Origin of the sequence: Terrabacter sp. 2RAF25, assembly GCF_052115265.1 — a bacterium.
In the GTDB taxonomy this organism is placed as follows: Bacteria; Actinomycetota; Actinomycetes; order Actinomycetales; family Dermatophilaceae; genus Terrabacter.
Map to the genome: position 1 here is coordinate 420,984 of NZ_JBFRGJ010000002.1, position 13,416 is coordinate 434,399.

Genomic DNA, 13,416 nt, shown 5'->3' on the forward strand with positions numbered 1-13,416 from the left:
GCTTGCTCCTGTGATCGATCGTTGCCGCTTCTTTGATCCAACAATCTAGACTGATCCAACAATGTCGATCAATAGCCTGGGCACCCCTGACTACGAGCTCCCCGACACCGTCGAGGTGACGACGCCTGCCCAGCTGCGGGCCATCGCCGACCCACTGCGCTCGACCCTGCTGGACCTCACCCTCGAGCGCGCCGCGACCGTGTCGGAGCTCGCGACCGCGGTCGGGCGCCCCAAGAGCACCGTCGCCCACCACGTCGGCGTGCTCGTCGAGGCCGGCATGCTCCGGGTGGTCCGGACGCGCCGGGTCCGGGCCATCGACGAGCGGTTCTACGGTCGCACCGGCCGCACCATCAACGTCGGTGTCGCCCGCCGGCCCGGCGACGAGACCACTCCGGTCTGCGTCAACTCGCTGTCGGTCGCCGCCGCCGAGTCGGTGCCGGCGCACGAGGACGACACCCTCTACTCGACGCTGCGCCACGTGCGCATCCCGCGCGAAAGCGCCTCGGAGTTCTGGCGCCGGGTCGAGGGACTGGTGCGCGAGTTCACCTCGCTGCCGCGCGACGGCGAGACCGTCTACGGCCTCGCCGTCGGCCTCTACCCCACCGACCAGCCCGTCCTGCCCGAGCCTGACGAGAACGGCTGATCAGTCCTCGAGGTCGCCCTCGACGTCGAGGTAGACCTGCTGCAGCTCGGCGAGCAGCTCGGCGTCGGGCTCGGCCCACAGGCCACGTTCGACGGCCTCGTGCAGCCGCTCGACCATGCCGTGCAGTGCCCACGGATTCGCGTGCTGGAGGAAGTCGCGGTTCTCCTTGTCGAGCACGTACGTCTGCGCGAGCTGCTCGTACATCCAGTCCGTGACCACGCCTGCGGTCGCGTCGAATCCGAAGAGGTAGTCGACCGTGGCCGCGAGCTCGAACGCACCCTTGTAGCCGTGCTTGCGCATCGCCGCGATCCACCGCGGGTTGACGACGCGGGCGCGGAAGACGCGCGCGGTCTCCTCGGTGAGCGTGCGGGTGCGCACCGCGTCGGGTGTCGTCGAGTCGCCGACGTACGCCTTGGGCTCGCGCCCGGTCAACGCGCGCACGGTGGCAACCATGCCGCCGTGGTACTGGAAGTAGTCGTCGCTGTCGGCGATGTCGTGCTCGCGCGTGTCGATGTTCTTCGCGGCGACATCCATGCGCGCGTACGTGCGCTCCATGTCGGCCCGAGCAGGTATGCCGTCCAGCTCGCGTCCGTAGGCGAAGCCTCCCCACGTGGCGTAGACCTCCGCGAGGTCGGCGTCCGTGCGCCAGTTGCCCGACTCGACGAGAGGGAGGATGCCGGCGCCGTAGGAGCCGGGCTTGCTGCCGAAGATGCGGGTCGTCGCCCGGCGGGCGTCACCGTGGTCGGCGAGGTCGGCGGCGACGTGGGCCCGGAGGTAGTTGTCGTCGGGGCTCTCGTCGAGGTCGGCGACGAGCCGCACGGCGTCGTCGAGCATCGCGACGACGTGCGGGAACGCGTCGCGGAAGAAGCCCGAGATGCGCACGGTGACGTCGACGCGCGGCCGGCCGAGCTCGGCCAGGGGGACGGCGTCGAGCCCGACGACGCGTCGGGACATCTCGTCCCAGCGCGGGCGGACGCCGATGAGCGAGAGCACCTCGGCGATGTCGTCGCCCGACGTGCGCATCGCGGACGTGCCCCAGACCGACAGTCCGACCGACCGAGGCCACTCGCCGGTGTCGGCGCGGTGCCGGGCGAGCAGGTCGTCGGCGAGCCGCTGCCCCGTCTCCCACGCGAGTCGGCTCGGGATGGCCTTCGGGTCCACGGAGTAGAAGTTGCGACCGGTGGGCAGCACGTTGACGAGGCCGCGCAGCGGTGAGCCGGACGGACCTGCGGGCACGTAGCCGCCGTCGAGCGCGTGCAGCACGGCGTCGATCTCGGCCGTCGTCGCGAGCAGCCGCGGGACGACCTCGCGGCACGCGAAGGCCAGCGAACGGCATACGCCCTCGGGGTCGACGTGCGGGTCGGGACCCAGCTGGTCGCGCACGATGCCGGGGACGGCGGCCTCGTCCCAGCCGGCCTCGGCGAGGGCTGCGACGAGCGCCGCCGCCCGTGCCTCGGTGTCGTCGACGGACGAGCGCTCGGAGTGCCCCTCACGCAGGCCCAACGCCGTCCGCAGTCCCGGCACGGCACCGACTGCACCGGCGAAGACCTGGTTGGCCCGCAGGATCGCGAGCACGAGGTTGGCGAGGCCCTCCCCCGCGGGGGCCTCGCCAAGGATGTGGAGGCCGTCCCGGATCTGGACGTCCTTGACCTCACAGAGCCACCCGTCGACATGCATGACGAACTCGTCGAAGCTGTCGTCGTCGGGACGATCCTCGAGGCCGAGGTCGTGGTGCAGCTGCGCGGTCTGGATGAGCGTCCAGATCTCGGCGCGCAGGGCCGGCGCCTTGGCCGGGTCCATGACCGAGACGTTGCCGTACTCGTCGAGCAGCTGCTCGAGCCGGGCGATGTCGCCGTAGGACTCGGCACGCGCCATCGGCGGCACGAGGTGGTCGACGATGGTCGCGTGCGCGCGCCGCTTGGCCTGGCTGCCCTCGCCGGGGTCGTTGACGAGGAACGGGTAGACGAGCGGGATCGAGCCGATCGTCGCGTCGGGGCCGCAGGCCGCCGAGAGCGCGAGGTTCTTGCCCGGCAGCCACTCGAGGTTGCCGTGCTTGCCCATGTGGACGATGGCGTGGGCGCCGAAATCCCTTGCGAGCCAGTCGTAGACGGCGAGGTAGTGGTGGGTCGGCGGCAGGTCGGGGTCGTGGTAGATCGCGATCGGGTTCTCGCCGAAACCGCGGGGCGGCTGCACGAGGACGACGACGTTGCCGGCGCGCAGGCTCGCCGCGACCAGCTCGCCATCGGCGTTCGTGTGACGGTCGACGAAGACCTCGCCCGGCGCGTCGCCCCAGTGCCTCGTGACGGCCTCGCGCAGCTCGGCGGGGAGCCGGTCGAAGTGCTGGCGGTAGCGCTCGGCGGGGATGCGCACGGGCTGGCCGGTCAGCTGTTCCTGCGTCAGCCAGTCCTCGTCCTGGCCGCCGGCCTCGATGAGGGCGTGGATGAGCGCGTTGCCCGCTGTGGTGTCGGGAGTCTCGCCGTCGACCGGATCGAGCGGGCCGGTGCCGGGGATCTCGCCGGGTGCGCCGAGGTCGTAGCCGGCGTCACGCATCGCGCGGAGCAGCCTGACGATCGAGACCGGGGTGTCGAGGCCGACGGCGTTGCCGATGCGCGAGTGTTTCGACGGGTATGCCGACAGGACGATCGCGATGCGCCGCTCACCGGGCGGCGTGTGACGGAGGCGCGCGTGGTTGACGGCGAGGGTCGCGAGGCGGGCACACCGCTCTGCGTCCGGCACGTAGTGCGGCAGCCCGTCGCCGTCGACCTCCTTGAAGGAGAAGGCGTTCGCGATGATCCGACCGTCGAACTCGGGCACCGCCACCTGAGTCGCGACGTCGAGCGGACTCATCCCGTCGTCGCTGGCAGCCCACTGCTCGCGGCTCCACGTGAGGCACAGCCCCTGGATGATCGGCACGTCGAGGGCCGCGAGCGCCTGCACGTCCCAGGCCTCGTCGTCCTCACCGGCGCTCGCTGTGCCGGGCTTCGTGCCGCCGGCGGCGAGGACCGTCGTGACGAGCACGTCGTAGGCCGTGAGGTGCTCGAGCAGGTCGGCGGGCGCGTCGCGCAGCGACGACACGTGCACCGGCACGCCGATGCCGCCGGCCGCGTCGACGGCGTCAGCGAGGGCGTGGACGTAGTCGGTGTTCTCGGCTGCGAACTGGGCCCGGTAGAAGAGGATCCCGACGCGCGGGCGGGGAGCAGCGCCCGCGTCGTCGGGAGTCGGGGAGAGCGCGGGGCGGTCGAGCACGCCCCAGACCGGAAGGGGTGCCGGCGGCTCGAAACCCTCACCGGTCATGAGCAGCGTGTCGCCGAGGAACGCGTGCAGCTCGCGGAGGTTCGCGGCGCCACCCTCGGCGAGGTAGCGGTGTGCCTCGGCGACGACCCCCGGCGCGACGGTCGAGAGGTCCATGAGCGAGGCGTTCGGGGTCTGCTCGCCGCCGAGGACGACCATCGGCTTGCCCGTCGCGCGGATGGCTCGGAAGCCGTCGCAGAGGTCCTGCGGGCCGCCGAGGATGCGGACCACGACGACGTCGGCGGCCTCGATCGCGTCGGCCATCGACGTGTGTCCGGGTCGTGACGGGTTGGCCAGCAGGTAGTCGGAACCGCTGCCGCGGGCGCACAGCAGGTCGGTGTCAGACGTCGAGAGCAGCGCGATGCGCGTCACTGGAGCTCCTCGGCGGGGTGTCCACGCCCCGCGGTCGAAAGGAAAGAGAAGCGCTGCCGGCAGTTCCTGACTCGCCGTCTCCCTCACGGGTGGCGGCTCACAGTGGCGGGACCGTCCCGGACTCTCACCGGGTTCCTGGTCGACGACGCTGCGTCCACCCTAGCGTCCGGCCGCTTCGTTCGCCTGCGGGCCGGGTCTGCGGATGGCTAGCGTGCGAACGTGACCGATCCTCGTGTGTCCGCGGTGGAGGACAACCTCATCGAGCAGTTCCGGCTCGTCGCCGCGAGCGGGCTCGTCGACCCGCTGCCGGACACCGACGTCGTCGCGTACGTGTCCGACGTGCCCTTCCCGCTCTTCAACGCCCTCTGCGGAGCCAGCTTCGCGCCGGGCACCGAGGGCCGCCGCACCGCCGAGCTCGTCGACGGTTACATCGCGCGCGGGAAGCCCTTCCTCTGGTGGGCCACGCCCTCGCACCTGACGCCCGAGTCGGACTCGGTGCTCCGGTCGCGCGGCCTCCAGCCGAGCCCCGAGCCCGGCATGCACGTGCCGCTCGGGGCGCCCGTCGACCCGCACACGACTGCTGGCGTCGAGATCGTCGAGACCGAGCCGACGGCCGAGGTGGTCGGCGTGATGCTCGCCGGATTCGAGTTCCCCGACTTCGTCGGCGACCCGCTGCTCCGGGCCTTCGGCGCCTTCGGGTCGGAGGTGATCTTCCATGTCATCGCACGCCTCGACGGCGAGGCGGTCAGCACGGGGTCGGTCTTCGTCACGGGGAGCACCGCGGGTATCTACAACATCGCCACCGTGCAGTCCGCCCGCCGCCAGGGCATCGGGTATGCCGTCACGGCCACCCTGATGAACCTCGCGCGGGATCGTGGGTGCACCGACGCCGTGCTGATGGCCTCCCCGATGGGCCGGCCCACCTACGAGCGGCTGGGCTTCGTCGAGGTGTGCCAGACCCCGCAGTACGTGTGGATCCCGAAGGGCTGAGCGCCTGAGACGGCGTGCGTGCACCATCGCGGGGCGGGCCTACGATGTGCCGCGTGACCGCCCCGACGAGCCGCCAGCGCGAGACCGCTGACGCCTGCCCTGGCGTGGCGCGGCCCTTCTCGGCGGTCGACGGCTCGATCGTCAGGTTGCGTCCTGCGGGGCAGCCCGTGTCGGTGCGCGCCCTGTCCCATCTGCTCGATCTCGTTGCAGGACAGGATGATCCATCCATCCTGCTCACCTCCCGAGCAGCCCTCCAGCTGCGGGGTCTGCCAGACCCCTTGACGGCTGCGGCGCGGGCGGCGATCACCGCCACCGGGCTCGTGCCCCGGCCGAGCCACGAGCTCGTGCGCAACGTCGTCGCGTCGCCGCTCTCCGGCCTCGACCGTGGCGGGCACTGTGACGTGCGTCCCGTCGTCGCCGCCCTCGACGACGCCCTCTGCGCCGAGCCCGGCCTGTCGCGCCTGGGTGGCCGCTTCCTCTTCGCCGTCGACGACGGACGCGGTGACGTCATCGAGGGCACCTTCGACCTCGGGTTCCTCGCGACCGGCTCCGCGCGCGGCGTCGTGCTCGCCGGCTCGTCCTCGCGGGGGTGGGAGGTGCCGCTGGCTCAGGCAGTGCCCATGCTCGTCGAGCTCGCACACGAGTTCGCCGTGCGCACCCGCGGTGGAGAGACCGCCTGGCACGTCGACGAGCTCGCCGAACCACTCGGCACCGGTGGGACGGAGGTCGCCACGCCTCCTCCCGCCCCCGCCCGCCCGCTCGGTTCGGTCGGCGAGCACGCTGTCGTGGCAGTGCCGCTCGGCCTGCTGCGCCGTCCGCATGTGGACGCGCTGGCCGGCGTCGCCGAGACCGTACGCGTGACGCCGTGGCGGTCACTCGTCGTGGAGCAGGGTGCGCGCCACCTCCCCGTGCTGGAGGCCGCAGGGCTCGCGACCCACGCCGGCTCGCCGTGGAACCGGCTCCATGCCTGCACCGGGCTGCCCGGGTGCAGCCGCTCGGCGATCGACACGCGAGCCTTCGCGTCCGCGCTAGCACCCGCGCTGCCGACGGGGCTGCTGCCCGTCCACGTCAGCGGGTGCGAACGTCGCTGCGGCACGCCCGCGACGGCATACGTCGACCTGCTGGCCCCCGGCTCGCTCGACGACGCGCTCGCGACGATCCGCGCCACCCCCCGCAGTCGAGTGCCCACTTCCCGATCGTCGGGAGGTGGGCACTCGACGGGGCCTGAGCCGTCGGGAAGTGGGCACTCGACGGGGCCTGAGGCGTCGGGAACTGAGCACTCGACTGGAGGGACGGAGAGGTCATGGACGTGAGCACCCGGGAACTGAGGGCGCCGACGCGGAGGTACGCGTACGAGACGGACGGCGCCGAGATCTACCGGCGGTCGTTCGCCACCATCCGGTCCGAGGCCCGGCTCGACCACCTGCCCGAGGACGCCCGTGTGGTCGCCGTTCGGATGGTCCACGCGAGCGGCGACGTCGCCCTGACCGAGCTGATCGCCGTCCACCCGCGCCTCGTCGCCGCGGCGCGCGGGGCCCTGCACGCCGGCGCGCCCATCCTCACCGATGCCCACATGATCGCCTCGGGCATCACCCGCGCACGTCTCCCCCACGACAACGAGGTCGTCTGCACGCTCCGCGACGAGCGCGTGCCCGATCTCGCAAGGGCTTGGGGCACAACGCGGTCCGCGGCAGCGGTGTCGCTCTGGGGTGACAGGGTCGAGGGCGCCGTGGTGGCCATCGGCAACGCGCCGACCGCCCTGTTCCACCTGCTCGAGACGATCGCCGACGGAGGCCCACGGCCGGCCGCGATCGTCGGCATCCCGGTCGGTTTCATCGGCTCGGCCGAGTCGAAGGTCGCCCTGGCCGAGAACCCCTTCGACATCCCCTGGCTCGTCGTCCACGGCCGTCGCGGGGGCTCGGCCCTCGCCGCGGCGGCCGTCAACGCGCTCGCCCGCGAGGAGGAGCTGTGACCGGCTGGCTGCGGGGGGTGGGCGTCGGCCCGGGCGACCCCGAGCTCGTCACCGTCAAGGCTGCCCGGCTCATCGGTGCGGCCGACGTCGTCGCCTTCCACAGCGGCCCGCGCGGCGACTCGATCGCCCGCCGCATCGCCGAGCCGTACTTCACCGAGGGAGTCGTCGAGGAGCTGCTCGTCTACCCGGTGACCACCGCCTCGACCGACCATCCGCTCGGCTACCACGGGCTCATGGCCGACTTCTACGACGAGTCGGCGGATCGCCTTGCCGCGCATCTGGACTCGGGTCGCAACGTCGTCGTGCTCGCCGAGGGCGACCCGCTGTTCTACGGCACGTACATGTACCTCCACGACCGGCTCGCCGACCGCTACGACACGTCCGTCGTCCCCGGCGTGACGTCGGTCAGCGGCAGCGCGGCGGCCGTGGCGACGGGCCTGTGCCGTCACGAGGACGTGCTGACGATCCTCCCCGGCACGCTTCCCGTGCCCGAGCTCGCACGCCGTCTCGCCGACACCGAGGCCGCCGTGGTGATGAAGCTCGGGCGCACCTTCGAGAACGTGCGCGAGGCGCTGCGCCAGGCCGGCCGCCTCGAGGAGGCCCGCTACGTCGAGCGCGCGAGCTCCGACGACGAGCGCGTGCTGCCAGTCGCTGACGTCGATCCCGCGACGGTGCCGTACATGTCCATGGTCGTCGTGCCGGGCAAGGACCTGCGTGCTGACGCCGCGGGCCGGGCCACGTCCGCCGTTTCCGCCAGTGACACGCGTCAGCATCCCCCTGCCGCAGCAGCCGGCCCGGAGAGTTCGGCTGTCGGCGAGGTGCTCGTGATCGGACTCGGCCCGGGCCCGGACCGATGGCTCACGCCGGAGGCCTCGGCCGCCCTCACCGAGGTCGGGCACGTCGTCGGCTACGCGCCCTACGTCAATCGCGTGCCGCAGCGAGAAGGCCTGACGCGCCACGCATCGGGCAACACCGTCGAGGTCGACCGGGCCCGCGACGCCCTCGAGCTGGCCCGCACGGGCGAACGGGTCGCGGTCGTGTCCGGCGGCGACGCCGGCGTCTTCGGCATGGCATCGGCCGTCTTCGAGGCGGCCGAGACCCACGGCTACGGCGACGTGCCGGTGCGCGTCCTGCCCGGCCTCACCGCCGCCCAGGCCGTGGCCGCCCGGGCCGGCGCACCGCTCGGCGGCGACTTCGCCATCATGTCGCTGTCCGACCGGCTCAAGCCCTGGGACGTGGTCGAGCGCCGCCTGCGCGCCGCGGCCGCTGCCGACCTCGTCATCGCCCTCTACAACCCCGCATCGCGCAGCCGCACCGAACAGGTGGCTCGCGCCCGCGACGTGCTCCTCGAGGAGCGCAGCGCCGACACGGTGGTCGTCGTCGGTCGCGACGTCGGCCGGGCCGAGGAGTCCCTCACCATCACGACGCTCGGAGCCCTCGACCCCACGACCATCGACATGAAATGCCTCGTCATGGTGTGCGCGACCGGCACCCGGGTCACCGACGCGGGAAAGGTGTGGACACCCCGCTTCGTCCGCTGAGTCGCAGCCACTCCTTGACACGGGAGCCGCTGCTGCCGTCCCATCGAGGGAACGGATGGAGGTAGGGCCATGTACGGATACACACTCCACTTCCCGGCGCCGATCGAGGCCTACCTGGCCATGCACCGGGGCGTCATGGAGGTCGTCTCGGAGGACGGCGACGTCGAGGGACTGCTGCTGCACTACGCCTATCCGACGGACGACGGCTTCGACCTGGTCGAGGTGTGGGAGTCCAAGGACCAGCTCGAGGCCTTCAACCGTGACGTGTTCCCCAAGGCGATGGCACGCGCCGGCCTGCCGTCGGACGGACCGATGCCACAGCCCGTCGAGTTCACTCCGGCCGTCGTCATGACGCCACGCGCGTTCAGCTCTGACGCCTGATGAGGGCGGCCGACCTCGCCAGGGAGAACGACCTCGAGAACCTCGACTGGTCAGCCGTCGCGGCGCGAGCACTGGCATCCTGAACCCCATGCAGCTCGACTTCGAGGGCGCCGTCTACCAGTGGCGCGGCCCCCAGCCGTACTACTTCGTGCGCGTGCCCGAGCCCGAGTCCGAGGCGCTGCACGACGTCGCCCACGTCAGCTACGGCTGGGGCATGATCCCTGTGACCGCACGCATCGGACGCACGGAGTGGTCGACCTCGTTGTGGCCCAAGGACGGCGGCTACATCGTGCCGCTCAAGACCGCCGTCCGCCAGGCCGAGGACATCGAGGACGGTGACGTCATCGAGGTCGGGCTCGACGTGCGCGCACAGATCTGACACCGCGGGCGGTTGGGTGGGCGGTTGAACGGGAGCCCGTGCGGCGCTCAGACAGGCGCCCACTCGAGCGCCAGCCCGCTGGGGGCGAAGACCCGCACCTCGAGAGCCGAGGGCACCGTCGCGACACCCGGCCCGCCGAGGCCGACCCAGGCGCTGATCGCGTCGACGGTCACGTCGTCGAGAACAGCGCGCAGCCACACGGGGCGCGCTCCTGCCCGTCGCCCGGCCGGCGACGGCGTCACGACGACGACGTTCGACTCGTCGCACGCGAGCAGGCACGCGCTCCGGAGCACCCGGGCATGCGCCCCGGCGCCGACCTCGAGGCGGGCGACGAGCCCGTCGTGGTCGACCCCGGGGTGCTTGCTCTCCGTGCCGCAGCAGCAGTCACGACACACTCGCACGATGCACGTGCCCTTGGGTGAGTCTGTGGGAGAGGCGCTTTCGTATGCCGTCACGTCGCGACAGGTGCGCCGGCCTCGGCCCGCGCACCCTCGGGCCGCCCCGCGCCGGCACGCTCCATGAGCAGGCCGAAGGCGAGCCCGAGCGTCAGCCACATAACGCCGAGCTGGGCGAGCGAGGCGAGCCGGAAGTCCCAGATCACGGCGGCCGGGACGTCGGCGGGCACCTGGTCCGGCGTGGCCGGCACGAGAGCCAGCACCAGCCCGACGAGCAGCACGGCCGCGACGACGTCGATCGCCCAGCGCGTCGAGGGGACAGACACGCGCCCGTCGAGCCACCGGTCGAGCATCGGCACGACGACGGCGATCGCGACCCCGAGGAGGAGCACGACGGCATACAGCGTCGTGCGCCGCCCGACGGTGGCGGGGTCTCCCACGGCAGGTGGGTTGGCGGGGATCTTCAGGGCGGGCAGCAGCGTGACCGCGGCGAAACCGACCGTCGCGAGCACGAGCGAGCGACCGAGGTCGCCGCGACCGGGCAGCCGGTCCCGCATCCGCGCGAAGACGACGGCGAAGATGACGCCGACGGCGACGCCGACGATCACCGAGGTGACCGCACCCCCGACGACCTGCGCCGACCGCGACACGAGCGGCTCGTCGCCACCGTGCAGCGGCAGCCCGGCCGACTGGCCACCGTGCATCGAGCGCGTGTCCTCGATGACGAGGGCCCGCCGGATGACCGGCTCGACGAGGAGCCAGATGGCCACCGCGGCCGTCAGGCCTGCGAGCACGCCGGCGAGGGCCCCGCGCCGAAGCACGGAGCCGAAACCGAACGCCATGTCAGTGGCAGGGGACGCCGAGCGCGTGGCGCGCGTCGTGCGTCAGCTCGTGGAGCATCTCGGCAGCGGGGGCACTGAGCAGCGCGCCGTTCTCCTGCGCGAGGAAGTAGATGGTGAAGACCGCGAACGCGAGCAGCAGCCAGGCCCACACGGGGACCTTGACGGATGCGACGGGAGCGCTGGCGTGGACGACGGATGCAGCAGTGGCCATGGCAGATTGGCCCTTTCTTTCCATGCCTCGTGGACAGATCACGCCGCAGCCGGTCTCCTGGCTTCCAGATCGTCGCGCCTCCCCGCCTTCCCAGCGACCCGGCTTTCACCTGAGGTCACCAGTGGCGATGGTGGGGACTTGCTCCCTGGTCACAGTGGCGAGGACCACGTCGGAATCACACCGACTTCCCGTGCACTGCGGCCCTCGCATCCTGACACACGCCAACGCGCGGCGCCACGGGGGCCTCGTGAGCGACCTACGCGCGCGGCGTGTTTCGCGTGTTTCGCGTGTTCCCCGTCACCCGTGTCCCGTAGAGGTGCGACTCGACGAAGTCGTCCGTGTCGCGGGCCGCGAGAGCCCACCCGACGAGGATGACGGCGGCCTGGCGCAGGCCGGCGGCCTCGACGTGGTCGGCGATGTCGCCGAGGGTGCCGCGCAGCACCAGCTGGTCGGGCTGCTCCGCGTTCGCCACGACGACGACCGGGCAGTCGTCGCCGTAGTCGTCGACGAGGCTTGCCATGAGCTCGCGGGTGCGCCGGATCGCGAGGTGGAGCACGAGCGTCGCCCGCGACCGGGCGAAGTGGGCGAGGGTCTCGGACGCGGGCATCTGCGTCGAGTCGCGCTGGGCCCGCGTCAGCACCACGGACTGGGCGACCTCGGGGACCGTGAGCTCGCGCCCGATGAGCGCGGCCGCTGCCGCATACGCGGGCACGCCGGGGGTGACGTCCCAGGGCACGCCGACGCGGTCGAGTCGCCGGGTCTGCTCGGCGATGGCCGAGTAGAGCGACGGGTCCCCGGAGCAGAGTCGCGCCACGTCGTGCCCGGCCTCGTGGGCCCGCACGCAGTGCTCGGTGATGGCGTCGAGGTCGAGGTGCTGGGTGTCGACGAGCAGTGCACCCTCCGGGCAGTGCGCGAGCACTTCTTCACCGATGTAGGTCCCGGCGAAGAGGCACACCTGCGACTCGCCGACGAGCCGCACGGCCCGGAGCGTCAGCAGGTCGGCGGCACCGGGCCCGGCACCGATGAAGTGCACGGTCATGCGTCGAACTCCGAATCCTCTTGCAGCACAGACTTCTCCACTGACCACTGGACGATCGAACGGGCCGGTTTCCAGCCGTGGAGCGACCCGATCTCACCGAGCTCCTCGACGGCGATGCGACTCATCGACCCGCCGAGGCGTCGGCGCGCGTCGTGCAGCAGCAGCTCGGTCTCCACCGTTACGCCGTGCACGACGAGCCGTCCGCCGGGGGCGAGCGCCGCCCAGCACGCCTCGAGCAGCTCGGCCGAGCCACCACCTCCGACGAAGACGGCATCCGGTCGGGGCAGCGCCGCGATGGCGTCCGAGGACGACGACTCGACGACCTGGAGTCCGGGCACACCGAGCGAGCGCGCGTTCCGCCGCACCCGCTCGGCCCGCTCGGGGTCACGCTCGACGGCGTGCACCTCGTTGCGCGGGTGCTGACGGGCGAACTCGATGCCGACCGAACCGGCCCCGGCCCCGAGGTCCCACATGACGTCGCCGGGCCGGGGCGCGAGGTGGGCGAGCGCGGCCGCCCGCACGACGCGCTTGGTCAGCTGCCCGTCGTTCTCGTATGCCGTCTCGGGCAGTCCCGGCACCAGCGACGGCGCGCGAGAGGCGGGGCCGTCCGAGCACTCGACGCACACGAGGTGCAACCGGGGAGCGGGACGGCCGTCCCACGATGCGGCCACGCCCTCGGTGCGCGACTCCGCCTGCGACCCGAGGTCACCGAGGACGGTCAGCCGGCTGCCGGCGTACCCCTCGTCGACGAGCACGTCTGCGATGCGGGCGGGAGCGTCCGGGCCGGAGGTCAGCACGACGAGCCTGGCCCGCGGCGAGAGGTCGCGCCGCAGCCGGTCCGTGTCGCGCCCGACGAGCGTCACGACCTCGCACTCCTCGGCGGACCAGCCCATGCGGGCGCGGGCCAGGGCGACAGACGAGACCGCGGGGTGCACGCGTACGGCCTCGCTCCCCAGCTCGCGCACGAGAGTCGTCCCGATGCCGGACACGTGGGGGTCACCGCTCGCGAGCACGACGACGCGCCGTCCCGCCACCTCGCCTAGGAGGTCGCGCAGGCCGGGCAGCAGCGGCGACGGCCACGGCACGAGCCGCACGTCCGGGTGCGGGTCGAGCATGGCGAGGTGGCGGTCGCCCCCGACGACGACCTCGGCCTCGTCGAGCAGGCGCCGCACGTCGCGAGGGAGCGTGCCGAGGCCCGCAGCGCCGACGCCCACGACCTCGATCGGCACAGCAGCGGCTCGGGCGATCACAGGCGCGACCCTAGCGCGACGAACGATCGACGACGGATCTGCCCGTTCCGGCCATGCCCGCGGCCTCTCGGCCCCATCATGGGCTATCGCACGGCGTCAGGGGATCGTCG

13 protein-coding genes and 2 riboswitches are annotated in these 13,416 nt (G+C 72.4%); of the genes, 7 read left to right on the forward strand and 6 right to left on the reverse strand.

From position 1 onward, the window contains the following. Window positions 1-61 precede the first annotated feature (61 nt). Window positions 62-643, forward strand: coding sequence for an ArsR/SmtB family transcription factor (locus AB4091_RS05205; RefSeq protein WP_442290662.1), 582 nt, complete (start codon window positions 62-64; stop codon window positions 641-643). On the opposite strand, the gene cobN is transcribed toward AB4091_RS05205, so the two are convergent. Further along, on the reverse strand, window positions 644-4,306 hold the full coding sequence (cobN, locus tag AB4091_RS05210; RefSeq protein WP_442290663.1) for a cobaltochelatase subunit CobN: 3,663 nt from the start codon (window positions 4,304-4,306) through the stop codon (window positions 644-646). A gap of 41 nt (window positions 4,307-4,347) precedes the next feature. Continuing rightward, window positions 4,348-4,490, reverse strand: a riboswitch (cobalamin riboswitch). 35 nt (window positions 4,491-4,525) lie between these two features. Here cobN and AB4091_RS05215 point away from each other — a divergent pair. The 6 genes from AB4091_RS05215 to AB4091_RS05240 all read left to right on the forward strand — a co-directional run bounded on the left by AB4091_RS05215 (window position 4,526) and on the right by AB4091_RS05240 (window position 9,569). Beyond that, complete coding sequence (locus tag AB4091_RS05215; RefSeq protein WP_442290664.1) at window positions 4,526-5,296, forward strand: GNAT family N-acetyltransferase; 771 nt, start codon at window positions 4,526-4,528, stop codon at window positions 5,294-5,296. 53 nt (window positions 5,297-5,349) lie between these two features. Continuing rightward, on the forward strand, window positions 5,350-6,609 hold the full coding sequence (locus AB4091_RS05220; protein ID WP_442290665.1) for a precorrin-3B synthase: 1,260 nt from the start codon (window positions 5,350-5,352) through the stop codon (window positions 6,607-6,609). After that, window positions 6,600-7,268 (forward strand): precorrin-8X methylmutase, encoded by a 669-nt coding sequence (locus tag AB4091_RS05225; protein WP_442290666.1) that lies wholly within the window; start codon window positions 6,600-6,602, stop codon window positions 7,266-7,268. Before AB4091_RS05220 ends, AB4091_RS05225 begins: the two co-directional genes overlap by 10 nt. Then, window positions 7,265-8,809: a precorrin-2 C(20)-methyltransferase gene (locus AB4091_RS05230; protein ID WP_442290667.1), complete on the forward strand. Its 1,545-nt coding sequence runs from the start codon at window positions 7,265-7,267 to the stop codon at window positions 8,807-8,809. The genes AB4091_RS05225 and AB4091_RS05230 overlap by 4 nt, the downstream gene beginning before the upstream one ends. Window positions 8,810-8,878: 69 nt before the next feature. After that, complete coding sequence (locus AB4091_RS05235; RefSeq protein WP_442290668.1) at window positions 8,879-9,190, forward strand: hypothetical protein; 312 nt, start codon at window positions 8,879-8,881, stop codon at window positions 9,188-9,190. A gap of 88 nt (window positions 9,191-9,278) precedes the next feature. Further along, window positions 9,279-9,569 carry a DUF1905 domain-containing protein gene (locus AB4091_RS05240; protein ID WP_442290669.1) on the forward strand — a complete coding sequence of 97 codons (291 nt, stop codon included), beginning with the start codon at window positions 9,279-9,281 and terminating at the stop codon, window positions 9,567-9,569. Between the two features lie 47 nt (window positions 9,570-9,616). Here AB4091_RS05240 and AB4091_RS05245 read toward each other — a convergent pair whose 3' ends face one another. The 5 genes from AB4091_RS05245 to cbiE all read right to left on the reverse strand — a co-directional run bounded on the left by AB4091_RS05245 (window position 9,617) and on the right by cbiE (window position 13,306). Further along, a complete protein-coding gene (locus AB4091_RS05245) occupies window positions 9,617-9,970 on the reverse strand; it encodes a hypothetical protein (protein WP_442290670.1) in 354 nt (117 codons plus the stop codon). A gap of 50 nt (window positions 9,971-10,020) precedes the next feature. Continuing rightward, entirely contained in the window at window positions 10,021-10,806 is a 786-nt protein-coding gene (locus AB4091_RS05250; RefSeq protein ID WP_442290671.1) for a CbtA family protein, read from the reverse strand. Window position 10,807: 1 nt separating this feature from the next. Beyond that, complete coding sequence (locus tag AB4091_RS05255) at window positions 10,808-11,017, reverse strand: CbtB domain-containing protein (protein ID WP_442290672.1); 210 nt, start codon at window positions 11,015-11,017, stop codon at window positions 10,808-10,810. Between the two features lie 30 nt (window positions 11,018-11,047). Beyond that, a riboswitch (cobalamin riboswitch) is annotated at window positions 11,048-11,232 on the reverse strand. A 41-nt stretch (window positions 11,233-11,273) separates the two neighbouring features. Further along, window positions 11,274-12,056 (reverse strand): cobalt-precorrin-4/precorrin-4 C(11)-methyltransferase, encoded by a 783-nt coding sequence (locus tag AB4091_RS05260; protein ID WP_442290673.1) that lies wholly within the window; start codon window positions 12,054-12,056, stop codon window positions 11,274-11,276. After that, entirely contained in the window at window positions 12,053-13,306 is a 1,254-nt protein-coding gene (gene cbiE / locus AB4091_RS05265; protein ID WP_442290674.1) for a precorrin-6y C5,15-methyltransferase (decarboxylating) subunit CbiE, read from the reverse strand. Before cbiE ends, AB4091_RS05260 begins: the two co-directional genes overlap by 4 nt. Window positions 13,307-13,416 lie beyond the last annotated feature (110 nt).